23 protein-coding genes are annotated in these 25,462 nt (G+C 59.6%); 19 read left to right on the top strand and 4 right to left on the bottom strand.

Annotation, left to right across the window (positions count from 1 at the left end; genetic code table 11):
- The first annotated feature begins 72 nt into the window (after positions 1-72).
- Positions 73-1,470 carry an MATE family efflux transporter gene (locus B195_RS08310; protein ID WP_003447235.1) on the top strand — a complete coding sequence of 466 codons (1,398 nt, stop codon included), beginning with the start codon at positions 73-75 and terminating at the stop codon, positions 1,468-1,470.
- Between the two features lie 45 nt (positions 1,471-1,515).
- On the opposite strand, the gene tusA is transcribed toward B195_RS08310, so the two are convergent.
- Both tusA and rlmM read right to left on the bottom strand, forming a co-directional pair.
- Positions 1,516-1,764 carry a sulfurtransferase TusA gene (tusA, locus tag B195_RS08305; protein WP_003447233.1) on the bottom strand — a complete coding sequence of 83 codons (249 nt, stop codon included), beginning with the start codon at positions 1,762-1,764 and terminating at the stop codon, positions 1,516-1,518.
- A gap of 14 nt (positions 1,765-1,778) precedes the next feature.
- Positions 1,779-2,855 carry a 23S rRNA (cytidine(2498)-2'-O)-methyltransferase RlmM gene (gene rlmM / locus B195_RS08300; protein WP_003447232.1) on the bottom strand — a complete coding sequence of 359 codons (1,077 nt, stop codon included), beginning with the start codon at positions 2,853-2,855 and terminating at the stop codon, positions 1,779-1,781.
- A 215-nt stretch (positions 2,856-3,070) separates the two neighbouring features.
- On the opposite strand from rlmM, the gene acnA reads away from it, so the two are divergent.
- From acnA to B195_RS08285, 3 genes are all read left to right on the top strand, one after another.
- Positions 3,071-5,812 carry an aconitate hydratase AcnA gene (gene acnA / locus B195_RS08295; RefSeq protein ID WP_003447230.1) on the top strand — a complete coding sequence of 914 codons (2,742 nt, stop codon included), beginning with the start codon at positions 3,071-3,073 and terminating at the stop codon, positions 5,810-5,812.
- A gap of 182 nt (positions 5,813-5,994) precedes the next feature.
- Positions 5,995-6,786 (top strand): CPBP family intramembrane glutamic endopeptidase, encoded by a 792-nt coding sequence (locus B195_RS08290; RefSeq protein ID WP_003447228.1) that lies wholly within the window; start codon positions 5,995-5,997, stop codon positions 6,784-6,786.
- Between the two features lie 108 nt (positions 6,787-6,894).
- Positions 6,895-8,460, top strand: a complete 1,566-nt coding sequence (locus tag B195_RS08285) for a PAS domain-containing methyl-accepting chemotaxis protein (protein WP_003447226.1) — start codon at positions 6,895-6,897, stop codon at positions 8,458-8,460.
- 74 nt (positions 8,461-8,534) lie between these two features.
- Here the strand turns inward: B195_RS08285 and B195_RS08280 are convergent, their stop codons facing one another.
- Positions 8,535-9,239, bottom strand: coding sequence for an alpha/beta family hydrolase (locus B195_RS08280; protein ID WP_003447224.1), 705 nt, complete (start codon positions 9,237-9,239; stop codon positions 8,535-8,537).
- A 73-nt stretch (positions 9,240-9,312) separates the two neighbouring features.
- Between B195_RS08280 and ccoN (B195_RS08275) the strand changes: the two genes are divergently transcribed.
- The 14 genes from ccoN (B195_RS08275) (at position 9,313) to hemN (ending at position 24,058) form a co-directional block, all read left to right on the top strand.
- Positions 9,313-10,737 (top strand): cytochrome-c oxidase, cbb3-type subunit I, encoded by a 1,425-nt coding sequence (gene ccoN / locus B195_RS08275; protein WP_003447222.1) that lies wholly within the window; start codon positions 9,313-9,315, stop codon positions 10,735-10,737.
- A 10-nt stretch (positions 10,738-10,747) separates the two neighbouring features.
- A complete protein-coding gene (gene ccoO, locus B195_RS08270; protein ID WP_003447220.1) occupies positions 10,748-11,356 on the top strand; it encodes a cytochrome-c oxidase, cbb3-type subunit II in 609 nt (202 codons plus the stop codon).
- 12 nt (positions 11,357-11,368) lie between these two features.
- On the top strand, positions 11,369-11,560 hold the full coding sequence (locus tag B195_RS08265) for a cbb3-type cytochrome c oxidase subunit 3 (protein ID WP_003447218.1): 192 nt from the start codon (positions 11,369-11,371) through the stop codon (positions 11,558-11,560).
- The gene (ccoP, locus tag B195_RS08260; protein WP_003447216.1) at positions 11,557-12,495 is read left to right on the top strand and encodes a cytochrome-c oxidase, cbb3-type subunit III; all 939 of its coding nucleotides are present in this window, start codon (positions 11,557-11,559) and stop codon (positions 12,493-12,495) included. The genes B195_RS08265 and ccoP (B195_RS08260) overlap by 4 nt, the downstream gene beginning before the upstream one ends.
- Positions 12,496-12,975: 480 nt before the next feature.
- On the top strand, positions 12,976-14,418 hold the full coding sequence (ccoN, locus tag B195_RS08255) for a cytochrome-c oxidase, cbb3-type subunit I (protein WP_003447214.1): 1,443 nt from the start codon (positions 12,976-12,978) through the stop codon (positions 14,416-14,418).
- Positions 14,418-15,026 carry a cytochrome-c oxidase, cbb3-type subunit II gene (gene ccoO, locus B195_RS08250; protein ID WP_003447211.1) on the top strand — a complete coding sequence of 203 codons (609 nt, stop codon included), beginning with the start codon at positions 14,418-14,420 and terminating at the stop codon, positions 15,024-15,026. The genes ccoN (B195_RS08255) and ccoO (B195_RS08250) overlap by 1 nt, the downstream gene beginning before the upstream one ends.
- Before the next feature lie 5 nt (positions 15,027-15,031).
- Complete coding sequence (locus B195_RS08245) at positions 15,032-15,223, top strand: CcoQ/FixQ family Cbb3-type cytochrome c oxidase assembly chaperone (protein ID WP_003447209.1); 192 nt, start codon at positions 15,032-15,034, stop codon at positions 15,221-15,223.
- Positions 15,220-16,197: a cytochrome-c oxidase, cbb3-type subunit III gene (gene ccoP, locus B195_RS08240; RefSeq protein ID WP_003447207.1), complete on the top strand. Its 978-nt coding sequence runs from the start codon at positions 15,220-15,222 to the stop codon at positions 16,195-16,197. The genes B195_RS08245 and ccoP (B195_RS08240) overlap by 4 nt, the downstream gene beginning before the upstream one ends.
- Before the next feature lie 316 nt (positions 16,198-16,513).
- The gene (gene ccoG, locus B195_RS08235) at positions 16,514-17,929 is read left to right on the top strand and encodes a cytochrome c oxidase accessory protein CcoG (RefSeq protein WP_003447205.1); all 1,416 of its coding nucleotides are present in this window, start codon (positions 16,514-16,516) and stop codon (positions 17,927-17,929) included.
- 16 nt (positions 17,930-17,945) lie between these two features.
- Positions 17,946-18,488, top strand: coding sequence for a FixH family protein (locus tag B195_RS08230; protein WP_003447203.1), 543 nt, complete (start codon positions 17,946-17,948; stop codon positions 18,486-18,488).
- Positions 18,489-18,580: 92 nt separating this feature from the next.
- The gene (locus tag B195_RS08225; protein ID WP_003447201.1) at positions 18,581-21,031 is read left to right on the top strand and encodes a heavy metal translocating P-type ATPase; all 2,451 of its coding nucleotides are present in this window, start codon (positions 18,581-18,583) and stop codon (positions 21,029-21,031) included.
- A 20-nt stretch (positions 21,032-21,051) separates the two neighbouring features.
- The gene (gene ccoS / locus B195_RS08220) at positions 21,052-21,282 is read left to right on the top strand and encodes a cbb3-type cytochrome oxidase assembly protein CcoS (protein WP_003447199.1); all 231 of its coding nucleotides are present in this window, start codon (positions 21,052-21,054) and stop codon (positions 21,280-21,282) included.
- A complete protein-coding gene (locus B195_RS08215; protein ID WP_003447197.1) occupies positions 21,275-21,958 on the top strand; it encodes a sulfite exporter TauE/SafE family protein in 684 nt (227 codons plus the stop codon). The genes ccoS and B195_RS08215 overlap by 8 nt, the downstream gene beginning before the upstream one ends.
- Before the next feature lie 717 nt (positions 21,959-22,675).
- Positions 22,676-24,058, top strand: a complete 1,383-nt coding sequence (hemN, locus tag B195_RS08210; protein ID WP_003447195.1) for an oxygen-independent coproporphyrinogen III oxidase — start codon at positions 22,676-22,678, stop codon at positions 24,056-24,058.
- Between the two features lie 29 nt (positions 24,059-24,087).
- On the opposite strand, the gene B195_RS08205 is transcribed toward hemN, so the two are convergent.
- Positions 24,088-24,402, bottom strand: a complete 315-nt coding sequence (locus B195_RS08205; RefSeq protein WP_232286848.1) for a hypothetical protein — start codon at positions 24,400-24,402, stop codon at positions 24,088-24,090.
- A 313-nt stretch (positions 24,403-24,715) separates the two neighbouring features.
- Between B195_RS08205 and fnr the strand changes: the two genes are divergently transcribed.
- Complete coding sequence (gene fnr, locus B195_RS08200) at positions 24,716-25,450, top strand: fumarate/nitrate reduction transcriptional regulator Fnr (protein WP_003447190.1); 735 nt, start codon at positions 24,716-24,718, stop codon at positions 25,448-25,450.
- Positions 25,451-25,462 lie beyond the last annotated feature (12 nt).

The raw sequence follows: 25,462 nt of genomic DNA, 5'->3' as shown, positions 1-25,462 counted from the left end.
CAAGGTTTGCCGAGCTCCGGGGCAGGCGTACAATCGCCGGCTTTGCGCGTTAAACACTGTGGATGCACGCTTGTGAACTCTGTCACTGATAACACCCCTGCCGCCCCTGTCAGCCGCCCGGCCCGGGTTCGCACGGAAGTGCGGGCGCTATTGGCGCTGGCGTTTCCGATCATCATTTCCCAAGTGGCCACCACGGCCATGGGTTTTGTCGATGCCGTCATGGCCGGACGCGTCGGGCCTCGGGACCTGGCGGCCGTGGCCCTGGGCAATTCGATCTGGATACCGGTGTTTCTGTTGATGTCGGGCATCCTGCTGGCCACCACGCCTAAAGTTGCCCAGCGTTTTGGCGCCAACAATCACCGGGAGATCGGCCCGATCGTGCGCCAGGCCCTGTGGCTGGCGCTGATTACCGGGCTGTGTGCGACATTTATCCTGCTGGGTGCAGAGCCGCTGTTACATCTGATGAAAGTCGCCCCGGACCTGATTGAACCCTGCATGGGCTATTTGCACGGGATCGCCAGCGGCATGCCGGCGGTGGGGCTGTATTGCGTGCTGCGTAACTTCAGTGATGGCCTGGGCCGTACGCGGCCAAGCATGGTGCTGGGGTTGTGTGCCCTGGCGCTCAACATCCCGATCAACTACGTGTTCATTTATGGGCACTTTGGGGTCCCGGCCATGGGTGGCGTGGGCTGTGGCTGGGCGACGGCCATTGTAATGTGGTTTATGGCCCTGGGCATGGTGGCCTGGACCTGGCGTGGTGCGATCTACCAGTCGAGCCGGGTATACAGCCGTTTTGAATGGCCGCAATGGGCAATCATCAAGCGTTTGCTGAGTGTGGGGCTACCGATCGGCATTGCGGTATTTGCCGAGTCGAGCATTTTTGCGGTGATTGCCCTGTTGATCGGCAGCTTGGGGGCAACGGTGGTGGCAGGCCATCAAATCGCTCTGAACTTCAGCTCGCTGGTGTTTATGATCCCCTACTCCCTGGGCATGGCAATCACCGTCCGCGTGGGCCAGGCACTGGGGCGCCAGCAACCGCGCGAAGCACGTTTCGTCGCCGGGGTCGGCATGGGCACTGCGCTGGTATGGGCGGGCATCTCTGCCAGTCTGATCCTGTTGTTGCGCGAGCAGATTGCCACCGTCTACACGGCCGATCCGCTGGTGATCGAGGTGGCGACCATGCTGTTGATGTTTGCCGCCCTGTATCAGTTTTCGGATGTGATTCAGGTGACTGCGGCGGGCGCGTTGCGCGGCTATCAGGACACGCGGGTGACGATGATCCTGACCCTGTTCGCGTATTGGGGGATTGGTTTGCCGGTGGGCTATGCGCTGGGCCTGACCGACTGGTTCGGCCCGGCCAATGGCCCCAGCGGGCTGTGGCAGGGCCTGATTGTGGGCCTGACCTGCGCGGCGCTGATGCTCAGCGTACGCCTGACCCGCAGCGCCAAAGAGCGGATTCGCATGGCATAGACCCACACTGCAGGAGCGAGCAAGCTCGCTCCTGCAGGATCTTGCTCAGTCCTGCTTCTTGCGAATCCAGTACAGGTACTTGCCCGCCTCTTCCTGCTGCCCTACCAGTTCGTGGTCGAGAAACACGCAGAACTTGGGGATGTCGCGCCGGGTCGAGGGATCGGTGGCGATGACTTTCAGCAAACCGCCCGGTACCAGGTCACGAATGTGCTGGTGCAGCATCATCACCGGTTCCGGACAGTTAAGGCCGGTAGCGTCCAGAGTGCCGTCAACCGGCAAATCAGCAAAACTCATCAGTTACTCCTGAATCAACGGGATTTGGTTTTTTTCACGTCCAGTCGACGCAAATGGCAGGTCACTTCTTCGCGGTCGTGGTACAGCTGCTTACAGCCGATTTCGACCTGGATACCGCGTTCCTTGAAACCGTCAGCAATGCGATCAAGCAAACGCCGCACTTCGGCATAACGCTGTTTCATGGGCAATTTCAAGTTGACCACCGCTTCGCGGCAATGACCTTCGCCGATCCACTCTTCGAGCATCGCCGCATTACGCGCAGGCTTTTCCACGATATCGCAGACCATCCAGTCCACCGGCTGCCTGGGCTTGAAGGTGAACCCATCCGCCATCAAGTGCTGCACCAGTCCGGTGTCCATCAGGCTCTCTGCCATCGGGCCGTTGTCGATGGCGGTGACGATCATGCCGCGATTGACCAGCTGCCAGGTCCAGCCGCCGGGCGCTGCGCCAAGGTCAACCCCGGTCATGTCACTGTGCAGGCGCTCATCCCACTGGTCGCGGGGGATGAAGTGGTGCCAGGCTTCTTCCAGCTTGAGGGTCGAACGGCTAGGCGCTTCACGGGGAAATTTCAACCGCGGGATGCCCATGGGCCACATGGCACAGTTGTTCGACTCGGCCAGACCAAGGAACAGTTCGCGTCCACTTTTAACGGTCAACAGCAGCCGCGGCTTCTGCTCATCGTCCTCCACCAGCTTGCCGGCCTTGATCAGGGCTTTGCGCAGGTGAGCATCGAACTTCTTGCAGAAGTTGGACAGCTCTTTGCCGTCATTGGTATCGACCATTTCCAGCCACAGGCTGCCACAGACCGGAAAGTCGGCCATGTGCCCGAGAATCACGCTGATGCGGTCGGTTTCCGGCAGTTCGATAAAACCGCCCCGGGCCCATTGACGCGGGAAAATCAGTTCGGCAAAACGCAAACCGCGCATCAGGCGTTCGGCGCCGCCTTCTTCGGTACAGACAAATTCGGCACAGGCACTGCTCGGCTTGGCCTTGGCATAACCAGAGACATTGAGGCGGGCAGCATGCTCGGCGATTTCGGAGCAGACTTCTCCCTCAAAACCGGGCCGGCAGTGCATAAAAACGGTGTTCATTGAATTACTCCTGGGCAGCAGGCGGGAATTGGCCGGCTGCGCATCCTTGATTTGGAGCAAGGACTGTCACGAAAAGGCCAGCATGATAACTGAGTTCGGAACCTTGAACCCTTATAGACAGTCCAGTTATTAGCCAGATCAATGATTCAGGGCTACGTTAGAAGCTCTGTTCGTTCCACACGATCCGTACCGTGCGGATCAAAAGGAGTCATTTCATGTCCTCCCTTGATAGCCTGAACACCCTCGCCACACTAAAAGTCGACGATAAGACTTATCACTATTTCAGCCTGCCGCTTGCCGCCAAGTCACTGGGGGATTTAAGCCAGCTGCCCATGTCGCTCAAAGTGCTGCTGGAGAACCTGCTGCGCTGGGAAGACGGCAAGACCGTCACCGAACCGGATCTCAAGGCACTGGCCGCCTGGCTCAAGGCGCGGCGCAGCGACCGGGAAATCCAGTACCGCCCGGCCCGGGTGTTGATGCAGGACTTTACCGGCGTGCCGGCGGTGGTCGACCTGGCCGCCATGCGTGCGGCGATGGCCAGGGCCGGAGGCGATCCACAGCGAATCAATCCGCTGTCCCCGGTAGACCTGGTGATTGACCACTCGGTAATGGTCGACAAATTTGCCAGCCCCAGTGCCTTTGAACAAAACGTTGATATTGAGATGGAGCGCAACGGCGAACGTTATGCGTTCCTGCGCTGGGGCCAGGATGCCTTCGACAATTTCAGCGTGGTACCGCCCGGCACCGGGATTTGCCATCAGGTGAACCTGGAGTACCTGGGACGGACAGTCTGGACCAAGGACGAAGACGGCCGCACTTATGCGTTCCCGGACACCCTGGTCGGCACCGACTCCCACACCACCATGATCAATGGCCTGGGTGTACTGGGCTGGGGCGTGGGCGGGATTGAAGCCGAAGCCGCGATGCTCGGCCAGCCGGTTTCGATGCTGATCCCGGAAGTGGTGGGTTTCAAACTCAGCGGCAAACTCAAAGAAGGCATCACCGCCACCGACCTGGTGCTGACGGTGACGCAAATGCTGCGCAGCAAGGGGGTTGTCGGCAAGTTCGTCGAATTTTTCGGCGATGGACTGGCGGATCTGCCCCTGGCTGACCGCGCCACCATTGCCAACATGGCACCGGAATATGGCGCCACCTGCGGGTTTTTCCCGGTCGATCAAATCACCCTGGACTATCTACGCCTGTCCGGGCGCCCCGAAGCCGCCGTGAAACTGGTCGAAGCCTACTGCAAAGCCCAGGGACTGTGGCGCTTGCCGGGCCAGGAGCCGGTCTTCAGCGAAACCCTGGCACTCGACATGGGTAGCGTCGAAGCCAGCCTGGCCGGGCCAAAGCGCCCCCAAGACCGGGTTTCGCTGCCCAATGTCAGCCAGGCTTTTGACGAGTTTATGAGCCTGCAATTCAAACCGGCCAATAAAGAAGAAGGCCGCCTTGAAAGTGAAGGCGGTGGTGGCGTGGCCGTGGGCAATGCCGACTTGATCGGTGAGGTGGACTACAGCGTTGAAGGTCAGACCTATCGCCTGAAAAACGGCGCGGTGGTGATCGCGGCCATTACCTCCTGCACCAACACCTCCAACCCGAGTGTGATGATGGCTGCCGGGCTGGTGGCAAAAAAAGCCGTTGAAAAAGGCCTGAAAAGCCAGCCGTGGGTGAAAACTTCCCTGGCGCCCGGCTCCAAGGTGGTGACTGACTACTACAAGGCCGCAGGCCTGACCCAGTACCTCGACCAGTTGGGCTTCGCCCTGGTGGGTTATGGCTGCACCACCTGCATCGGCAACTCCGGGCCGTTGCCCGAGCCGATCGAAAAAGCCATCACCCAGTCTGACCTGACCGTGGCTTCGGTGTTGTCGGGCAACCGCAACTTTGAAGGACGCGTGCACCCTCTGGTGAAAACCAACTGGCTGGCCTCGCCACCGCTGGTGGTCGCCTACGCCCTGGCCGGCAGCGTGCGTATTGATATCAGCACTCAACCGCTGGGCACCGGTAAAGACGGCAAACCGGTATACCTGCGCGATATCTGGCCCAGCCAGAAAGAAATCGCCGATGCCGTGGCACAGGTGACTACCGCCATGTTCCACAAGGAATACGCCGAGGTGTTTGCCGGTGACGAACAATGGCAGGCCATTGAGGTGCCACAGGCCGCAACCTATGTCTGGCAGAAAGATTCGACCTACATCCAGCATCCCCCTTTCTTCGATGACATCGACGGCCCGCTACCGGTGATCAAGGACGTCAAGGGTGCCCGGGTGCTGGCGTTGCTTGGCGACTCGGTCACCACCGATCACATCTCTCCTGCCGGCAATATCAAGGCGGACAGCCCGGCCGGACGCTATCTGCGCGAGAAAGGCGTCGAACCGCGGGACTTCAACTCCTATGGTTCGCGGCGCGGCAACCATGAAGTGATGATGCGCGGCACCTTTGCCAACATCCGCATTCGCAACGAAATGCTCGGCGGCGAAGAAGGTGGCAATACGATCTTCATCCCGAGCGGCGAAAAGCTGCCAATCTATGATGCGGCGATGCGTTATCAGGCAGCGGGGACACCACTGGTGGTGATTGCCGGCCAGGAATACGGCACCGGTTCCAGTCGCGACTGGGCGGCCAAAGGCACCAACCTGCTGGGGGTCAAAGCGGTGATTGCCGAGAGTTTTGAACGCATCCACCGCTCGAACCTGGTGGGCATGGGCGTGCTGCCGCTGCAATTCAAACTGGACCAGAATCGCAAGAACCTGAAACTCACCGGCAAGGAAACCCTGGATATCCTGGGGCTGACGGATGCCGAACTGCAGCCAAGGATGAACCTGACGCTGGTCATCACCCGCGAGGATGGTCAACAGGAAAAAATCGAAGTGCTGTGCCGCATCGACACCCTGAATGAGGTGGAATACTTCAAGGCAGGCGGGATCCTGCACTATGTATTGCGCCAGTTGATTGCCTCCTGAAACGCTCTGGCTACCTCTGGCCGGTCCCGTAGAAAAGCTCGCTCCTGCAGGTGGGGTTGTGTCAGTGAGATCGTATACCGCGACATAGGTTAACCTTGTGCAGGAGCGAGCTTGTCTCGCGATGTATCCTCAGCGCCCCGATCTGCATTCGGGGCGTTTTTTTAACAATTACAAGGATTTTCATGATTGCTCTGCCATGGCCTTATCTGGCATTTCTGAGCCTGGGCTACTGCCTGGCCTTGAGTTACGGCCAATTGACCGCCCAGGCCCTTATCCCGTTGTTTGCCTTGATCCTGGCCGGGCTCGCAGCCCGTCAGCAGCGCCAGCAATGGCTGCGTTATGCCGGTCACGGGCTGTTTGTATTGCTCGCCCTGGCGCTGGCCCTGCACTGGTTACCCGGTTTCCATAATGGCCGCGCCATCAACCCTGAGCGGCTGACACCGGACGCCGTGCCCTTCTCGCTGTACCTCAATCTGGACAAGCCGCTGATCGGCTTCTGGCTATTGCTGGTGTGCCCCTGGATTGCGCCACGCTTCGGCTGGCGGGTTTCGTTTGCCGCCACGTTGATGGCCCTGACCCTGGTGGCGATTGCGGCTCTGGGCGGCGCCATGCTGCTGGGCATGATTACCTGGGCCCCAAAATGGCCAGCCTCTGGCTGGATATGGGTGCTGAACAATTTACTGCTGGTGACCCTGGTGGAAGAAGCCCTGTTTCGCGGCTACATCCAGGGCGGCTTGAGTCGCTGGTTCAAACAACTGCCCCATGGCCAGACTCTGGCCCTGGTCATGGCTGCGCTGCTGTTCGGTCTGGCGCACATGGCCGCTGGCTGGCATTGGGTGCTGCTGTCGGGGATTGCCGGCCTTGGTTATGGCCTGGCCTGGCGCTTCGGCGGGCTGGGTGCGGCAATCGCTACTCACTTCGGGCTGAACCTGCTGCACTTCGTGTTTTTTACCTACCCGATGCGGGCTATCTAGCACACAACGGCTACCGGGGCGTTTCGCCGCACCCGGCAGCCGAAATATAAATTAAACAAATCCCTGGCCATGCCGACAGCCTGTCAAAGTCTTGCGGATAGATATGACATGCGGAATAACCAGCCCATCACCCAACGCGAACGTACGTTCCCCGCTCAGCAACGGTTGATTTCCACCACCGATGCCAAAGGTGTAATCACCTATTGCAACGACGACTTTGTCGAGATCAGCGGGTTTTTGCGTGAAGATCTGATCCGCGCACCACACAACCTCGTGCGCCATCCGGATGTTCCCTCTGCCGTCTTTGAACACATGTGGAGCACCTTGAAAAAAGGCGCTCCGTGGATGGGCATCGTGAAAAACCGTTGCCGCAACGGCGACCATTACTGGGTCAACGCCTACGTGCCCCCGGTATTCGAGAATGAGCGCGTGGTGGGCTATGAGTCGGTTCGGGTCAAGCCGAGCGCCGAACAGATCCGCCGTGCCGAAGCCCTGTATTCGCGCCTTAATCGCGGCAAGTCGGCGGTGCCACAGCGCGATAAATGGATCCCCGTGCTGCAGGACTGGCTGCCGTTCATTCTGGTGAGCCAACTGAGTTTCATGATTGGTGCCCTGCTCAATTCCAGTTGGGGCTTTGCCCTGGCGGCCCTGTTGTCGATTCCGCTGGGGTTACTGGGGCTGAGCTGGCAACAGCGCGGGATCAAGCGCTTGCTGCGCCTGGCCGAACAAACCACGTCGGACCCGCTGATTGCGCAGATGTACACCGACAGCCGCGGCCCGCAAGCGCGCCTGGAAATGTCGATTCTGAGTCAGGAAGCACGACTGAAGACCTGCCTGACCCGCCTGCAGGACACCGCCGAGCATTTGAGCGGGCAAGCCCGTCAATCCGATGAGCTGGCACACAAAAGCTCCAAGGGGCTGGAGCGCCAGCGGGTGGAGACCGAACAAGTGGCTACCGCGGTCAATCAGATGGCAGCCACCACCCAGGAAGTTGCCAGCCACGTACAGCGCACGGCTGACGCCACTCAAGAAGCCAATCGCCTGACCAGCCGCGGTCGCGACATTGCCGGTGAGACCCGCGAAGCCATTGAACGCCTGTCCATCGTGGTCGGCGAAACCGGCGCGACAGTCACTCAGCTGGCCAAGGACAGCGATGAAATCGGCGGCGTGGTTGACGTGATCAAAGGCATTGCCGACCAGACCAACCTGCTGGCCTTGAACGCGGCCATCGAAGCCGCACGTGCCGGTGAAATGGGCCGCGGCTTTGCCGTAGTGGCTGACGAAGTGCGCCAACTGGCACAACGCACCAGCCTGTCGACCGGACAGATTCATGGCCTGATCGCCAAGTTGCAGCAGACAGCGGCCACTGCCGTACAGACCATGAATGCCGGGCATCGTCAGGCTGAAGAAGGCGTGGCCCGGGTACTGGAAGCCGACAAGGCCCTGGTGGGCATTAGTGAAGCGGTGGCCAATATCACCGACATGACCACCCAGATCGCGGCAGCCACCGAGGAACAAAGTGCAGTGGCGGAAGAAATCAGCCGCAACATCAGCACCATTGCCGACCTCGCTGACCAGACCTCAGAGCAGGCCCAGCATTCGGCGCGCTTGAGCGAAGAGCTGACCCAGACGGTAAACACCCAGTATTCGCTGGTGGAGCGGTTCAACCGTTAAGCACTGCCCCCCCTTTAACCTGTAGGAGCGAGCTTGCTCGCGAGCTCTTCGCTGGCATATTGAACAGCTCGCTCCTACAGGGCATCACCGGCCTGGAGCCATTGGGCGATTTTGTCGGCAGCAGCGTCCAGATGCTGTTCATGGCTAAACCCCGATGCCTTGAGCGGCTTCAAGTCGTGATCCCCCGCCACTAACCAGTGCAGTTCAATGCCCGGCGCCAGGGTGTAAGCCTCGACGGCTTGCCGGTTGCCCAGGGCATCACGTTCGCCCTGCACGATCAGGGTGGCTGTCTGCAGCCCGGCCAAGTGCGCCACCCGGGGTTTTTCCGGTTTGCCGGAGGCGTAAAACGGGTAACCCAGACAGACCAGAGCAGCAACCCCCAGCTCATCAGCCACCAGACTGGCCATGCGCCCGCCCATGGACTTGCCGCCAATCGCAATTTGCCCGGCGACATGCTGTCGCACCCCGGCATACACCTCGCGCCAGCATTCTAGCAATTTGACCTGTTGGTTTGGCGGCCTTTTGCCACCATCGAGCCGGCGTTGCGCCATGTACGGGAACTCGAAGCGCAATACGTTCACCCCTCGTGCCGCAAGGCGTTCAGCCATACCGGTCATCCAGGCACTGTCCATCGGAGCACCGGCACCATGGGCCAGGATCAGGGTCTGCGGTTGCGGGTTTTTCACCTCGCCGGTGGCCGGACTCCATAACCAGCCCTGCTCCTGCACGCATTGCGCCCATTGATCCCTGTCAATACCGGCCTTGCCTGCTACGCCCATGCTTGCCTCGCTTTTAGTCTGCCTATAACTCCAGGCGTACCTTTGTATGCGCCTGAACCGTGGATGGGGAACCATGAACACTTCTACAAGTACTGCCTACAACTACAAGGTGGTCCGCCAATTTGCCATTATGACGGTGGTTTGGGGCATCGTCGGTATGGGGCTCGGCGTTTTTCTCGCCGCGCAGCTGGTCTGGCCGGAACTCAACTTCAATTTGCCCTGGACCAGTTTCGGGCGCTTGCGCCCATTGCACACCAACGCGGTGATCTTCGCCTTCGGCGGTTGTGCACTGTTTGCCTCGTCCTTTTACGCAGTGCAACGTACCTGCCAGGCAACACTGTTCGCGCCGAAGATCGCCATGTTTACCTTTTGGGGTTGGCAACTGGTGATTTTGCTGGCTGCCATCAGCTTGCCGCTGGGCTACACCAGCTCCAAGGAATACGCCGAGCTTGAGTGGCCGATCGATATCCTGATCACCATCGTCTGGGTCGCTTATGCCATCGTGTTCTTCGGCACGATCATGAAGCGCAAGACCAAACACATTTACGTGGGCAACTGGTTCTTCGGCGCATTTATCGTGACCGTGGCCATCTTGCACATCGTCAACAACCTGGAAATCCCGGTCAGCTTCACCAAGTCCTACTCGCTGTACGGTGGTGCGACTGACGCCATGGTGCAGTGGTGGTACGGCCATAACGCTGTGGGCTTTTTCCTGACGGCCGGCTTTTTGGGGATGATGTACTACTTCGTGCCGAAACAGGCCGAACGTCCCATCTATTCCTATCGTCTGTCGATCGTGCACTTCTGGGCCCTGATCACCCTTTACATCTGGGCCGGCCCGCACCACTTGCACTACACCGCACTGCCGGACTGGGCCCAGTCACTGGGCATGGTGATGTCCCTGATTCTGCTGGCGCCAAGCTGGGGCGGCATGATCAACGGCATGATGACCCTGTCGGGCGCCTGGCATAAATTGCGCAGCGACCCGATCCTGCGTTTCCTCGTGGTGTCCCTGGCGTTCTACGGCATGTCGACCTTCGAAGGACCGATGATGGCGATCAAGACCGTCAACGCCCTCTCCCACTACACCGACTGGACCATCGGCCACGTACACGCCGGGGCATTGGGCTGGGTGGCGATGATTTCCATCGGCGCGCTGTATCACATGATCCCGAAAATTTTCGGTCGCCCGCAGATGTACAGCATGGGCCTGATTAACGCGCACTTCTGGCTAGCCACTATCGGCACAGTGCTTTACATCGCCTCGATGTGGGTCAACGGCATCGCCCAGGGCCTGATGTGGCGCGCAGTCAACGAAGACGGCACGCTGACCTACTCCTTCGTCGAAACCCTGGTGGCCAGCCATCCGGGCTATGTCGTGCGCCTGATCGGCGGCGCGATTTTCTTCAGCGGCATGTTGCTGATGGCATACAACACTTGGCGCACCGTGCGTAACGCCGAGCCCGCTGAAGTCGTAGCCGCCGCGCAGATGGCCTGAGGAGTTCGCCATGAAACACGAAATCGTTGAAAAAAATATCGGCCTGATGCTGTTGCTGATGATTCTCTGTGTGAGTGTCGGCGGCCTGACGCAAATCGTCCCGCTGTTCTTTGAGGATGTCACCAATACCCCGGTCGAAGGCATGAAGCCTTATACCGCGCTGCAACTGGAAGGTCGTGACATCTACATTCGCGAAGGCTGCGTGCAATGTCACTCGCAGATGATTCGTCCGTTCCGGGCCGAGACCGAGCGCTATGGCCATTACTCGGTCGCCGGTGAAAGTGTCTGGGATCACCCGTTCCTGTGGGGTTCCAAGCGTACCGGGCCGGATCTGGCGCGGGTCGGCGCCCGCTACTCGGATGACTGGCACCGCGCGCATCTGTACAACCCGCGCAACGTCGTACCCGAGTCGAAAATGCCCGCCTACCCGTGGCTGGTCTCCGAACCGGTGGATGACAGCCATACCCAGAAGAAACTCGAAGTGATGCGCACCCTGGGCGTGCCTTACACCGACGAAGACATCGCCAATGCCAGACAGTCGGTACAGGGCAAGACCGAAATGGACGCGCTGGTGGCCTACCTGCAAGTGCTCGGCACTGCCATCAAGAGCAAGAGGTGAGCCATGTTTGACATGAGTAGTGGAATGATCCGCGGCCTGGGCACTGTGGTGGTGGCGGTGGCGTTTATCGGCCTGGCGCTGTGGGTATTCAGCCCGCGGCGCAAGTCGGAGTTCGAAGACGCGACCCTGCTGCCATTCAAAGACGATCCAGAGGCGATCAAACACGTCGAGCAAGAACAAGCGTCTAGGAGTAATAAGCAATGACCACCTTCTGGAGTGTTTATATCTGCGTGCTGACCATTGGCACGCTGATCGGCCTGACCTGGCTGTTGATCAGTACCCGCAAGGGGGAAAGAAAAAGCGAAACCGTCGAGACCATGGGCCACAGTTTTGACGGCATCGAGGAGTACGACAACCCGCTGCCACAATGGTGGTTCATGTTGTTCGTCGGCACGCTGGTGTTTGGTGTGGGCTATTTGATCCTTTACCCGGGCCTTGGCAACTGGAAAGGCCTGCTGCCGGGTTACGAGGATGGCTGGACAGGGGTGAACGAGTGGCAAAAGGAGATGGACAAGGCAGACGCCAGGTTTGGCCCCATTTTCGCCAAATACGCCGCCATGCCGGTTGAGCAAGTGGCCCAGGATCCCCAGGCACTGAAAATGGGCGGTCGTCTGTTTGCCTCCAATTGCTCGGTGTGCCACGGCTCGGATGCCAAGGGCGCCTTCGGCTTCCCCAACCTGGCCGACAACACCTGGCGCTGGGGCGGCGATGCCGACACCATTAAAACCACGATCATGGGCGGACGCATCGCTGCAATGCCGGCCTGGGGCCCGGTACTGGGTGACGAGGGTGTGAAGAACGTTGCCGCCTATGTGCGCCACGATCTGGCCGGCCTGCCTTTGCCCCAGGGCACGACCGTGGATCTGGTGGCTGGCAAGCAAGCCTTCGAAACCACCTGCGTGGCGTGCCACGGTGCCAACGGCAAAGGCATGCCACTGATGGGCGCGCCGGATCTGACGGTGCCAGCGGGTTTTATTTACGGCACCAGCCTGGCGCAATTGCAGCAAACCATTCGCCATGGCCGCCAGGGCCACATGCCGGCGCAGAACGAGTTGCTGGGTAACGACAAGGTGCAATTGCTGGCTGCGTATGTGTTCAGCTTGTCCCATGGTAATCAAGAGGAAAAAACAGCCGAATAATTACCAGACATTTCCTGCCGCATCATTTTGGTGCGGCAGTTCCCGCCTAAAAGCGCGACCAAGTGTCGCACCTCTTTTTAGTCCGCCGTTGCTCTCCCGCCATTCAGGACTAAGCTCAAATTCTCAGTGATCCCGGGGTCACCGGTTTCACGTCAAGTGAATTTAATCGGTAAGTTGAAGGGTGCAGTTACAGGCCACACTGGTGGGTTTACAACGGCTATCGTTGATTGCGATCTTCGCCATCAAGTTGCCATGACTGCCCCCCTCCCGGTTTTGCCCTGCCCGGCCCTTTCATTTTTGCCTTCCACGGGGTGTTTTGTTGGCGGTCGACTTGACCCTACTGCACGCATGGAAAGGCCGCAGAATAAGCGTTGGAACGCATTGACCGAGGTCAAGCCGCGTTGCAATACCCCTACGTTTTATACATACTTGCGACCGATTTTTACTCCTAATAAAACACCAAAACCGTGGAACCTTAGAATGAGCACAGCAATCAGTCCGACTGCTTATAACTATAAGGTAGTCCGCCAGTTCGCCATCATGACGGTGGTCTGGGGGATCCTTGGCATGGGGCTCGGGGTTTTTATCGCGTCACAGCTTGTGTGGCCTGAATTAAACCTTGGTCTTGAGTGGACAACCTTTGGCCGTCTGCGTCCCCTGCATACCAATCTTGTGATTTTTGCCTTCGGTGGCTGTGCATTGTTTGGTACCTCGTACTACGTCGTGCAGCGCACCTGCCAGACACGCCTGATCTCCGACGCCCTGGCTGCCTTCACCTTCTGGGGCTGGCAGGCGGTCATTATCGGCGCGATCATCACGTTGCCGCTGGGCTACACCACAACCAAGGAATACGCAGAGCTGGAATGGCCCCTGGCTATCCTGCTGGCCATCGTCTGGGTGGTCTACGGTATTGTGTTCTTCGGCACCATTACCAAGCGCAAAACCAAGCACATCTATGTAGGTAACTGGTTCTACGGTGCATTCATTGTCGTCACGGCAATGCTGCACATCGTCAACCACGCGTCCCTGCCGGTGAGCTTCTTCAAGTCCTACTCGGCTTACGCCGGTGCGACTGACGCCATGATCCAGTGGTGGTACGGCCACAACGCTGTAGGTTTCTTCCTGACTACAGGCTTCCTGGGCATGATGTACTACTTCGTGCCGAAGCAGGCCGAGCGTCCGATCTACTCGTATCGTCTGTCGATCGTGCATTTCTGGGCCCTGATCACCCTCTACATCTGGGCCGGCCCGCACCACTTGCACTACACCGCTCTGCCGGACTGGGCCCAGTCGCTGGGCATGGCAATGTCGATCATCCTGCTGGCTCCAAGCTGGGGCGGCATGATCAACGGCATGATGACCCTGTCGGGCGCCTGGCATAAATTGCGCACCGACCCGATCCTGCGCTTCCTCGTGGTGTCCCTGGCCTTCTACGGCATGTCGACCTTCGAGGGCCCGATGATGGCAATCAAGACCGTCAACTCGCTGTCGCACTACACCGACTGGACCATCGGCCACGTACACGCCGGGGCACTGGGCTGGGTAGCGATGATTTCGATCGGTGCCATGTACCACATGATCCCGCGCATCTATGGCCAGAAGCAGATGTACAGCACCAGCCTGATCAACACGCACTTCTGGCTGGCGACTATCGGTACCGTGCTCTACATCGCTTCGATGTGGGTCAACGGCATCACCCAGGGCCTGATGTGGCGCGCAATCAACGACGATGGCACCCTGACCTACTCGTTCGTGGAAGCACTGCAAGCCAGCCATCCTGGCTTTATCGTTCGCGCCATCGGCGGGGCTATCTTCGCCAGCGGCATGCTGTTCATGGCCTACAACGTGTTCCGTACCGTACGCGCCTCGAACCCGGTAGAAGCTGAAGCAGCGAGCAAAATCGCTGTAGTTGGAGCCCACTGATGAAGCACGAAACAATCGAGAAGAATATTGGCCTGATGGCCTTCTTCATGGTCATCGCCGTGAGCATCGGTGGTCTGACCCAAATCGTTCCGCTGTTCTTCCAGGACGTGACCAATACCCCGGTTGAAGGCATGAAGCCGCGTACCGCTCTTGAGCTGGAAGGTCGCGACATCTACATCGCCAACGGCTGTGTGCAATGTCACTCGCAGATGATCCGCCCGTTCCGCGCAGAAACAGAGCGTTATGGCCACTACTCGGTAGCCGGCGAAAGCGTCTGGGATCACCCGTTCCTGTGGGGCTCCAAGCGTACCGGGCCGGACCTGGCCCGGGTTGGCGGTCGTTACTCCGATGACTGGCAGCGTGCGCACCTGTACAACCCGCGCAACGTGGTCCCCGAGTCGATCATGCCTGCCTATCCGTTCCTCGTAGAACGCAAGCTGGACGGCAAGGACACGGCGAAAAAAATGGAAGTCTTGCGCGTGCTCGGCGTTCCTTACACCGACGAAGATATCGCCGGGGCCAAGGATGCAGTGAAAGGCAAAACCGAAATGGACGCGCTGGTGGCCTATCTCCAGGGCCTGGGCACCATCATCAAAAGCAAACGGTGATCTAGATGGATATCGGGATGATTCGTGGCCTGGGCACTGTCGTCGTGATGGTGGCTTTTATCGGTTTGGCATTGTGGGTTTTCAGTCCGCGACGCAAGTCGGAGTTTGATGACGCAACCTTATTGCCGTTCAAGGATGATCCCGAAGCCATCAAGCACGTAGAGCAAGAGCAAGCTTCTAGGAGTAACAAAGAATGACTACGTTCTGGAGTCTGTACGTCACAGTCCTCAGTCTGGGTACCATCTTCGCCTTGACCTGGTTGTTGCTGGCCACCCGCAAGGGCCAACGCAGCGAGCAGACTGACGAGACAGTTGGGCACTCTTACGACGGGATTGAAGAGTACGACAACCCGATGCCGAAATGGTGGTTCATGCTGTTCATCGGCACCATCATCTTCGCCCTCGGCTACCTGGTGCTGTACCCGGGCCTGGGTAACTGGAAAGGCCTGCTGCCGGGCTACGAGTACCTGGACACCAAAGAGAAGACCGCGTTTGCCAATGGCCAGACAGGCTGGACCGGTGTTCACGAGTGGGAAAAGGAAATGGCTAAATCGGACGCCAAGTTTGGTCCGATCTTCGCCAAATTCGCCGCCATGCCCATTGAGGAAGTGGCCAAAGACCCGCAAGCACTGAAGATGGGTGGCCGCCTGTTTGCCTCCAACTGCTCGGTGTGCCACGGTTCCGACGCCAAAGGCGCCTATGGCTTCCCCAACCTGACCGACGCCGACTGGCGCTGGGGCGGTACACCGGCAGACATCAAGGCCACCATCATGGGCGGTCGCCACGCCATCATGCCGGGCTGGTCCGAAGTGATCGGCGAGCAAGGCGTCAGCGACGTGGCCGCCTATGTCCTGACCGGCCTGGACGGCCGCAAGCTGCCGGAAGGCGCGAAAGCCGACCCTGCCAAGGGCAAGGAACTGTTCGCGACCAACTGTGCGGTTTGCCACGGTCCGGAAGGCAAGGGCAACCCGTTGATGGGCGCACCTAACCTGACCCACCCGGGTGCATTCATCTACGGTTCGAGCTTCGCTCAATTGCAACAGACCATCCGTTACGGCCGTCAGGGCCAGATGCCTGCACAGGCCGACCTGCAAGGGAACGACAAGGTTCACCTGCTGGCGGCCTACGTTTACAGTCTGTCCCATGGCGATGACGCCAAGGCAGCCGAGTAAAGCAGGGTTGTAACTGCTGCAGAAAACGGCCCCGCCAACCCACGTTGGCGGGGCCGTTTTATTACCGCCGTGCTTTCGCTGGACGCCACCATTGCCCGGTGCGCAATTGCCCTGCACTTGAACCGCGACCCCAAGTCAATTGATCCATGTCACGACTTGTTACATCTCCTATACCAAGTTGGTGATTTCCGGAACGCGACCAAAGGTCGCACCCTTGAGCTAGAGTCACAGGCGTATCATTACGCCACTGCAACACCTTCTGACCGCGGTCGGCATGTACTGACCGAGGCATTTTCCACTGCCGTGGGACGCACTAATGAGCAATCAGATTCCTGTACACAACGTCACGCCGCCTGCCAAAAAACCTGGTGACAGCGTCGATTTGTATGCCTCCCGGGAAAAGATCTACACCCGGGCCTTTACTGGTATTTTCCGCAACCTGCGCATCGCCGGTGGCGCCGTGCTGTTCCTGCTGTATTTCGGTACGGTATGGCTCAACTGGGGTGGGCACCAGGCCGTCTGGTGGAACCTTCCCGAGCGTAAATTCTTTATTTTTGGCGCCACCTTCTGGCCACAGGATTTCATCCTGCTCTCCGGGCTGCTGATCGTCGCGGCCTTTGGCCTGTTCTTTATTACCGTGTATGCAGGTCGCGTGTGGTGTGGCTACACCTGCCCACAAAGCGTCTGGACCTGGGTTTTCATGTGGTGCGAGAAGGTCACTGAAGGTGACCGCAACCAGCGCATCAAGCTCGATAAGGCGCCAATGAGCGCCAACAAGTTCCTGCGCAAATTCAGCAAGCACAGCCTGTGGCTGCTGATCGGTTTTGTCACCGGCATGACCTTTGTCGGTTACTTCTCGCCGATACGCGAACTGGTATTCGATTTCTTTACCGGCCAGGCTGATGGCTGGGCTTACTTCTGGGTCGGCTTTTTCACCCTCGCCACCTACGGCAACGCCGGCTGGCTGCGCGAGCAGGTGTGCATTTACATGTGCCCGTATGCCCGCTTCCAGAGCGTGATGTTCGACAAGGACACGCTGATCGTTTCGTACGACCCGCGGCGCGGCGAAGTCCGCGGCCCGCGCAAAAAAGACACTGATTACAAGGCCCAAGGCCTGGGTGACTGCATCGACTGCACCATGTGCGTGCAGGTATGCCCGACCGGGATCGACATTCGTGACGGCCTGCAGATTGAATGCATCGGCTGCGCCGCCTGTATCGATGCCTGCGACAGCATCATGGACAAAATGAACTATCCTCGCGGCCTGATCAGCTACACCACCGAGCACAACCTGTCGGGCCAGAAAACCCACAAGTTGCGTCCGCGCCTGCTTGGCTATGCACTGGTGTTGCTGACCATGATGGGTCTGCTGGCAGCTGCGTTCTATACCCGTACCCTGGTGGGGTTCGACGTCAGCAAAGACCGCGTGCTCTACCGCGAAAACGCTGAAGGACGGATCGAAAACGTCTACAGCCTGAAGATCATGAACAAGGATCAGCAAGACCACACCTATGTACTGGAGGCCACAGGCCTGCCGGACCTGAAGCTGCAAGGCAAACGCGAAATCAGGGTCGCCGCGGGCGATATCGTCAGCCTGCCGGTCGAGCTCTCGATTGCTCCGGAGCAGCTGCCGTCCAGCACCAACGAAGTGTTCTTCACCCTCAAGGATGCCGATCACAACGACATCAGCGTCAAAGCCAAGAGCCGCTTCATCGGCCCACAAATCAGATAAGAGAAGAGAACCTGCCATGCCCGCAGCAAACGCCTCCAGCCCTTGGTACAAGCATCTTTGGCCGTGGATCATCATTGCCATTCTCGCCTGCTCGGTGACGTTGACCCTGTCCATGGTGACCATTGCCGTGAACAACCCGGACAACCTGGTCAACGACAACTACTACGAGGCCGGCAAAGGCATTAACCGCGCACTTGACCGCGAACTGCTGGGCCAGACCCTGCAGCTCAAGGCCAAGCTGCGGCTGGACGAAATGACCGGCGAAGTGGTGCTGCTGCTTGATGGCAACAGCAAGCCGAAGGTACTGGAACTGAATCTGATCTCGCCGACCCAACCCGAGAAAGATCGCAAGATCAGCCTCAGCCAGAGCGAATCAGAGCCGGGCCGCTACATCGGCCAGCTGGATGACAAAATCGAAGGCCGGCGCTTTGTTGAGCTGCTGGGCGTTGAAGACGGCAAAACCTGGCGCCTGTTTGAAGAAGAGCTGGTGGGCCATGACAAAGACCTGCTGCTGGGCGACGAGCCGCTTCAGGGCGCTGAAGTGCACAAGACCAATTAACCCCATTGCGCGCCAGCCCGATCCCGCACCTGCAGGGGCGGGCCGGAGCGCAATGTCGCAGTTCCGGCGACACCCTCTCGCGAAAGACCGCCATGACCTCTCCCGTTCCCTGCTATCACTGTGCCCTGCCCGTCCCGCCCGGCAGCCGCTTTACTGCCGTTGTTCTGGGCCAGACCCGCGAGTTCTGCTGCCCTGGTTGCCAGGCGGTGGCCGAGGCGATCGTGGCCGGCGGCCTGGAAAGCTATTACCAGCATCGCAGCGAAGCCTCTGCCAACCCCCAGGCATTACCCGTGCAACTGGTGGAAGAGCTGGCTCTGTATGACCGCGCCGATGTGCAAAAACCCTTTGTCCGGCATGAAGGCGAACAGGCCGAAACCACCCTGCTGATCGAAGGCATCAGTTGCGCCGCCTGTGGCTGGCTGATTGAAAAACATCTGCGGCGCCTGCCTGCCGTGAGCGAAGCCCGCCTCAATCTGTCCAACCACCGTTTGCATGTGCGCTGGGCTGACAGCCAGTTGCCGCTGAGTGAAATCCTCAGCGAACTGCGGCACATCGGTTATGCCGCGCACCCGTATCAGGCAGACAGGGCAACGGAACAACTGGCCAGTGAAAATCGCCTGGCTTTGCGCCAGCTGGGTGTCGCCGGACTGCTGTGGTTCCAGGCGATGATGGCGACCATGGCCACCTGGCCGGAATTCAACATTGATCTCAGCCCCGAGATGCACACCATCCTGCGCTGGGTTGCACTGTTTCTGACAACACCCATCGTGTTTTACAGCTGCACGCCTTTTTTCAAAGGCGCCATGCGTGATCTGCGCACCCGCCATCTGACCATGGATGTGTCTGTTTCGCTGGCCATCGGCGGCGCCTATATCGCCGGCATCTGGACTGCCATTACCGGAGTCGGCGAGCTGTATTTCGATGCGGTGGGCATGTTCGCCCTGTTTTTGCTGGCCGGGCGCTACTTGGAACGCCGCGCCCGGGAACGCACTGCCGCCGCCACCGCACAACTGGTCAACCTGCTGCCGGCGTCCTGCTTGCGATTGAGTGATGACGGCCAGAGCGAGCGCATTCTGCTGAGCGAACTCAAAGTCGGTGACAAGGTGCTGGTGCACCCCGGCGCGATTCTTCCGGCCGACGGCAAGATCCTGCAAGGCCAGTCCAGCATCGACGAGTCTCTGCTGACCGGCGAATACCTGCCACAGGCACGCCGGGCTGGTGATGCGGTCACCGCCGGCACCCTGAATGTCGAAGGCGCGCTGACCGTCGAGGTTCTGGCCCTGGGCCAGGACACGCGCCTGTCCGCCATCGTGCGTCTACTGGACCGGGCCCAGAGCGAAAAACCGCGCCTGGCCGAGATCGCTGACAAAGCGGCGCAGTGGTTCCTGCTGTTTTCGTTGCTCGCTGCCGTGGCAATTGGTCTGCTGTGGTGGCAACTCGATCCTTCACGGGCGTTCTGGATCGTGCTGGCGATGCTGGTAGCCACCTGCCCTTGCGCCCTGTCACTGGCGACCCCCACCGCGCTCACCGCGGCCACTGGCACTCTGCACAAGCTGGGCCTGTTGCTGACCCGCGGCCATGTACTCGAAGGGCTGAACCAGATCGACACGGTGATCTTCGACAAGACCGGGACCCTGACCGAAGGCCGGCTGACCTTGCGCGCGATTCGCCCCCTGGGCGAACTGGACAGCGATCAGTGTCTGGCCCTGGCAGCGGCCCTCGAGAACCGCTCGGAACACCCGATCGCCCGCGCGTTCGGCCGCGCTGCACAAGCCGCCGAACAGGTACACAGCACACCAGGCCGGGGCCTTGAAGGCCTGGTGGGTGACCGCCAGTTACGCATCGGCCAGCCGGACTTTGTCTGCGAACTGAGCCTCTGCCCGGTGCCGCCGATGCCGGATGAGCCCGGGCAATGGCTGTTGCTGGGTGATACCGCCGGCGCGCTGGCCTGGCTGGTGCTCGACGACCATCTGCGCGACGACGCCCCCGCGCTACTGGCGGCTTGCAAGGCGCGGGGCTGGCGCACGCTGCTGCTCTCGGGAGACAGCTCGCCGATGGTGGCCAGTGTGGCCGCCGAGCTGGGTATCGATGAGGCCCGGGGCGGCTTGCGCCCGGATGACAAACTGCAGGCCTTGCAGCAACTGCACGCCGAGGGCCGCAAGGTGTTGATGCTCGGTGACGGGGTCAACGATGTGCCGGTGCTGGCCGCTGCCGATATCAGCGTGGCCATGGGCTCGGCCACTGACCTGGCCAAAACCAGTGCCGATGCGGTATTGCTCTCCAATCGCCTGGATGCCCTGGTGCAAGCCTTCAGCCTGGCCCGCCGCACACGGCGGGTAATCATCGAAAACCTGCTCTGGGCCGGCCTGTACAATGGCCTTATGCTGCCTTTTGCGGCACTGGGCTGGATCACGCCGATCTGGGCTGCCATCGGCATGTCGATCAGCTCGTTGACCGTGGTACTCAATGCCTTGCGCCTGACCCGCATGCCCCGACAGCCCCATGCCCGGCCTGCGTCACAACCCCGTCCGCTGCCGATCTGAACCGGTCGCCTGGAGTATTTATGCCAGCGCTTTACATCATGATTCCCGCGGCCTTGCTGATTGTCGCAATCGCCATCTACATCTTCTTCTGGGCAGTGGACAGCGGCCAGTACGATGACCTCGACAGCCCGGCCCACAGCATCCTGTTTGACGACCAGGACCCGAAACATACAGCGGCCGTCGAAGAAGCCAGGCTGCATCACCCGGAGTCGGAGCAGGACACCGACAGCAAGGCCCCACCCCATGTTTGAGCTGGCGCCACTACTGGTTTCGGCCGTGATTCTGGGCCTGCTCGGGGGCGGCCATTGCCTGGGCATGTGCGGCGGCCTGATGGGGGCATTGACCCTGGCCATCCCCAAAGAGCAACGCAGTCGCCGCTTCAGGCTGCTACTGGCCTATAACCTGGGGCGGATCCTCAGTTACGCCGCCGCAGGTTTGCTGCTGGGGCTCGCCGGATGGGCGGTGGCCAACAGTCCGGCGGCGATGTACATGCGCATCCTCGCCGGGTTGCTGCTGATCTGCATGGGCTTGTACCTGGCCGGCTGGTGGAGCGGCCTGACCCGCATCGAAAGCCTGGGACGCGGCCTGTGGCGGCATATCCAGCCCGTTGCCAACCGCTTGCTGCCCGTGTCGAGCCTGCCCCGGGCATTGCTGCTGGGCGCGCTGTGGGGCTGGCTGCCATGTGGCCTGGTCTACAGCACGCTGATCTGGTCGGCCAGCCAGGGCAGCGCGATCGACAGTGCACTGCTGATGCTGGCATTCGGGCTTGGTACCTGGCCCGTGCTGCTGGCGACCGGCCTGGCTGCCGAGCGTGTCACGGCACTGCTGCGCAAGCGCAGCGTACGCATGGCCGGGGGCTTGCTGGTGATCCTGTTCGGCATCTGGACCCTGCCCGGCCCCCATCAGCACTGGTTGATGGGGCACTAGCCCAGTCACTTGTGCGAGCGCTTGCCGGCGATACAGGCAACGCAGCCCAACTGGATGACCTCACCGATACCATCGCCAGCAAGCTGGCTCCCACAATAGCTATGCAACCGGGAGGGACACTCTGTGGGAGCTGGATGACCTGATTGTGCAACCCCAAGGAACACACTGTGGGAGCTGGCTTGCCAGCGATACAGGCAACACAGCCCAACTGCATGACCTCACCGATACCATCGCCAGCAAGCTGGCTCCCACAATAGCTGTGCAACCCCCAAGGACACTCTGTGGGAGCTGGATGACCTGACCTCCCACAATAGCTGTGCAACCCCAAGGAACACACTGTGGGAGCTGGCTTGCCAGCGATATAGGCAACCCAGTTCAACTGGATGACCTCACCTCCCCCAGCAGCTGTGCAACCTCAAGGAACACACTGTGGGAGCTGGCTTGCCAGCGATACAGGCAACCCAGTTCAACTGGATGACCTCACCGATACCATCGCCAGCAAGCTGGCTCCCACAATAGCTGTGCAACCCCCAAGGACACTCTGTGGGTGCTGGATGACCTGACCTCCCACAGCAGCTGTGCAACCCCGAGAGACACTCTGTGGGAGCTGGCTTGCCGGCGATGCAGTACACGCCGCCATTGATACAAATCAAGGCCATCCAAATCCCGAGCCCCTAGACTCCAGCGCATTGCCAACCATCCCAGGGGAATGCCCGCATGCTCGACGCCATTCGTTGGGACTCAGATTTGATTCGCCGCTATGACCTGGCCGGCCCGCGCTATACCTCATATCCGACAGCCATGCAGTTCACTGATCAGGTCAGTACTTTCGATCTGCTGCACGCCCTGCGCGAAAGCCGCAAGGCGTCGCGGCCGTTGTCGCTGTATGTACACGTGCCGTTCTGCGCCAATATTTGCTACTACTGCGCCTGCAATAAAGTGATCACTAAAGACCGTGGCCGGGCGCAGCCTTATTTGCAGCGACTGGAGCAGGAAATCCGCCAGGTCGCCTGCCACCTCGACCCCAGACAAACCGTCGAGCAACTGCACTTTGGCGGAGGAACGCCGACCTTTCTCAGCCACGCCGAATTGCGCCAATTGATGGCCAGCCTGCGCGAAAACTTCACCTTGCTGGACGACGACTCCGGCGATTACGGCATCGAAATCGACCCCCGGGAAGCCGACTGGTCGACCATGGGCCTGCTGCGCGAGCTGGGGTTCAATCGCGTCAGCATTGGCCTGCAAGATCTCGACCCCCAGGTACAGCGAGCGGTCAATCGCCTGCAAAGCCTGGAAGAAACCCGTGCCGTGATCGATGCTGCGCGCACCCTGCAGTTTCGCTCGATCAATATCGACCTGATCTACGGCCTGCCCAAGCAAACCCCCGAAGCCTTCGCACAAACCATCAACGAAGTGATCAGCCTGCAGCCGGATCGTTTGTCGGTGTTCAATTACGCGCACTTGCCAGAGCGCTTCATGCCGCAACGGCGGATCAATACCAGCGATCTGCCCTCGCCTGCCGCCAAACTGGAAATGCTTGAGCGGACCATCGCCCAGCTGACAGCTGCCGGATATCGCTATATCGGCATGGATCACTTCGCACTGCCGGATGACGAACTGGCCATCGCCCAGGAAGAAGCCACCCTGCAACGCAACTTCCAGGGTTACACCACCCACGGTCATTGCGACCTGATCGGCCTCGGCGTATCAGCCATCAGCCAGATCGGCGAGCTGTACTGCCAGAATGACAGCGACATCACCCAGTATCAGCGCACCCTGGCCAGCGGCCAGCTCGCCACTGCCCGTGGCCTGCTGTGCAATCAGGATGACCGGATCCGGCGCGAGGTGATTCAACAAATCATCTGCAATTTGAACTTGCCGTTCGCCCACATAGAGCAAGTATTCAATATTGATTTTCGAGGCTACTTTGCCCAGCAGTGGCCTGCCCTGCAGAGAATGGCCGCCGATGGCCTGATCACCCTGGACCATGAGCAACTGACCGTACTGCCCGCCGGGCGGCTGTTGGTGCGCTCGGTGTGCATGGTGTTTGATGGCTACCTGGAACAGGCCAGTCGGCAGCGATTTTCCCGGGTGATATAGGGAGCGCTCGCAACCGGTGATAACGCCCGCTAACTGGCCATCAGTGAAGAAGCCTTGAGCGCGTCCTCACCGCTCAAGTCTTTCATGGCTTTGACCAGGCTGGCATTGGCATTGAGCAATGCAGCACTCAAACCGGCAATTGCCGCCTGCAAGCCGGCGGCCTGAGCCTTGGCCTGCTCAGGATTCAAATTGCTGTTGGCCATGACTTGCTGCAGTTGAGCCTGCTTTTCAGCTATCTGCTTCTTGATCTCGCGAATCATCTTCAGAATTTTCTGAACCTGATCCGGCAAGCCGCTGCCTTCAATGTCGTCGTTCTGATCTTTCTGCGCTTTTGCCAACTTCATGGCCGCACCTGAAATCACCACTTTGACGCCCTCAGCGGGAGCTGCCACCTGGCCAAGGCCCGTGTCCTCGTCGGCCACTGCGACATTCTGTCTGTTTATCGCAGGCGTGTTTATGGTCAACATGCCACTCTGACTAAGGCCAACTCCACCCATCGATGACATCTGACCTGCTCCCTGTGCTTAAGCCGTTACCGGGCTATCGGCACGGCGGCAGGTTACTTGAGTGAAGTGCACTGAATTGGCGCACTGGCCTCAGCCCCCTCCCTGGGGTAACCTTGCATCTTATGTGTGTTTTCCTATAAGGATTTAAGAAATGTCCGAGCCAGTAAAAGTGCGCGCTCATAGCCAGGCTCACTGCAAGGATTGCAGTCTCGCGCCTTTATGTTTGCCACTTTCGTTAAACCTGGAAGACATGGATGCGTTAGAGGAAATCGTCAAACGCGGCCGCCCATTGAAAAAAGGCGAATTTCTGTTTCGTCAGGGCGACCCGTTCGTCTCGGTCTACGCAGTACGCTCCGGCGCCCTCAAGACATTCAGCTTGAGTGACAGCGGCGAAGAGCAACTCACCGGTTTCCACTTGCCCAGCGAGCTGGTCGGTTTGTCAGGCATGGACACCGAATCCTATCCGGTATCTGCCCAGGCACTGGAAACCACGCCGGTTTGCGAAATTCCCTTCGAGCGTCTGGACGAGCTTTCGGTACAGCTGCCGCAACTGCGTCGCCAGCTGATGCGCATCATGAGCCGGGAAATTCGTGACGATCAGCAGATGATGTTGCTGCTGTCGAAAAAGACCGCTGACGAACGTATCGCGACCTTTCTGGTCAACCTGTCTGCCCGTTTCCGCGCCCGTGGCTTTTCGGCCAACCAGTTCCGTCTGAGCATGTCGCGCAATGAAATCGGCAATTACCTGGGCCTGGCAGTTGAAACGGTTTCCCGGGTATTTACCCGCCTGCAAGAAAACCAGCTGATCACCGCTGATGGCAAGGAAGTTCACATTCTTGACCCCATCAAGCTGTGCGCCCTGGCCGGTGGCTCGCTGGAAGTCTGAATCCGTCATTCA

Source organism: Pseudomonas sp. Lz4W (genome assembly GCF_000346225.2).
Taxonomy (GTDB): domain Bacteria; phylum Pseudomonadota; class Gammaproteobacteria; order Pseudomonadales; family Pseudomonadaceae; genus Aquipseudomonas; species Aquipseudomonas paraversuta.
Note: the sequence above shows the minus strand (reverse complement) of the source record. Positions and strands in the feature narration are given on the sequence as shown.

What these genes read in the sequence shown, in the direction of transcription:
- B195_RS08280 (WP_003447224.1), bottom strand. Translation starts at nt 9,239, where the DNA reads ATGGGCGTAGCAGGCAAGGCCGGTATTGACAGGGATCAATGGGCGCAA.
- ccoG (WP_003447205.1), top strand. Translation starts at nt 16,514, where the DNA reads ATGAGCAATCAGATTCCTGTACACAACGTCACGCCGCCTGCCAAAAAA.
- B195_RS08265 (WP_003447218.1), top strand. Translation starts at nt 11,369, where the DNA reads ATGAGTAGTGGAATGATCCGCGGCCTGGGCACTGTGGTGGTGGCGGTG.
- ccoP (WP_003447207.1), top strand. Translation starts at nt 15,220, where the DNA reads ATGACTACGTTCTGGAGTCTGTACGTCACAGTCCTCAGTCTGGGTACC.
- hemN (WP_003447195.1), top strand. Translation starts at nt 22,676, where the DNA reads ATGCTCGACGCCATTCGTTGGGACTCAGATTTGATTCGCCGCTATGAC.
- B195_RS08290 (WP_003447228.1), top strand. Translation starts at nt 5,995, where the DNA reads ATGATTGCTCTGCCATGGCCTTATCTGGCATTTCTGAGCCTGGGCTAC.
- ccoS (WP_003447199.1), top strand. Translation starts at nt 21,052, where the DNA reads ATGCCAGCGCTTTACATCATGATTCCCGCGGCCTTGCTGATTGTCGCA.
- ccoN (WP_003447222.1), top strand. Translation starts at nt 9,313, where the DNA reads ATGAACACTTCTACAAGTACTGCCTACAACTACAAGGTGGTCCGCCAA.
- tusA (WP_003447233.1), bottom strand. Translation starts at nt 1,764, where the DNA reads ATGAGTTTTGCTGATTTGCCGGTTGACGGCACTCTGGACGCTACCGGC.
- B195_RS08205 (WP_232286848.1), bottom strand. Translation starts at nt 24,402, where the DNA reads ATGAAGTTGGCAAAAGCGCAGAAAGATCAGAACGACGACATTGAAGGC.
- B195_RS08225 (WP_003447201.1), top strand. Translation starts at nt 18,581, where the DNA reads ATGACCTCTCCCGTTCCCTGCTATCACTGTGCCCTGCCCGTCCCGCCC.
- B195_RS08215 (WP_003447197.1), top strand. Translation starts at nt 21,275, where the DNA reads ATGTTTGAGCTGGCGCCACTACTGGTTTCGGCCGTGATTCTGGGCCTG.
- B195_RS08230 (WP_003447203.1), top strand. Translation starts at nt 17,946, where the DNA reads ATGCCCGCAGCAAACGCCTCCAGCCCTTGGTACAAGCATCTTTGGCCG.
- rlmM (WP_003447232.1), bottom strand. Translation starts at nt 2,855, where the DNA reads ATGAACACCGTTTTTATGCACTGCCGGCCCGGTTTTGAGGGAGAAGTC.
- fnr (WP_003447190.1), top strand. Translation starts at nt 24,716, where the DNA reads ATGTCCGAGCCAGTAAAAGTGCGCGCTCATAGCCAGGCTCACTGCAAG.
- B195_RS08245 (WP_003447209.1), top strand. Translation starts at nt 15,032, where the DNA reads ATGGATATCGGGATGATTCGTGGCCTGGGCACTGTCGTCGTGATGGTG.
- ccoP (WP_003447216.1), top strand. Translation starts at nt 11,557, where the DNA reads ATGACCACCTTCTGGAGTGTTTATATCTGCGTGCTGACCATTGGCACG.
- ccoN (WP_003447214.1), top strand. Translation starts at nt 12,976, where the DNA reads ATGAGCACAGCAATCAGTCCGACTGCTTATAACTATAAGGTAGTCCGC.
- acnA (WP_003447230.1), top strand. Translation starts at nt 3,071, where the DNA reads ATGTCCTCCCTTGATAGCCTGAACACCCTCGCCACACTAAAAGTCGAC.
- B195_RS08285 (WP_003447226.1), top strand. Translation starts at nt 6,895, where the DNA reads ATGCGGAATAACCAGCCCATCACCCAACGCGAACGTACGTTCCCCGCT.
- ccoO (WP_003447211.1), top strand. Translation starts at nt 14,418, where the DNA reads ATGAAGCACGAAACAATCGAGAAGAATATTGGCCTGATGGCCTTCTTC.
- ccoO (WP_003447220.1), top strand. Translation starts at nt 10,748, where the DNA reads ATGAAACACGAAATCGTTGAAAAAAATATCGGCCTGATGCTGTTGCTG.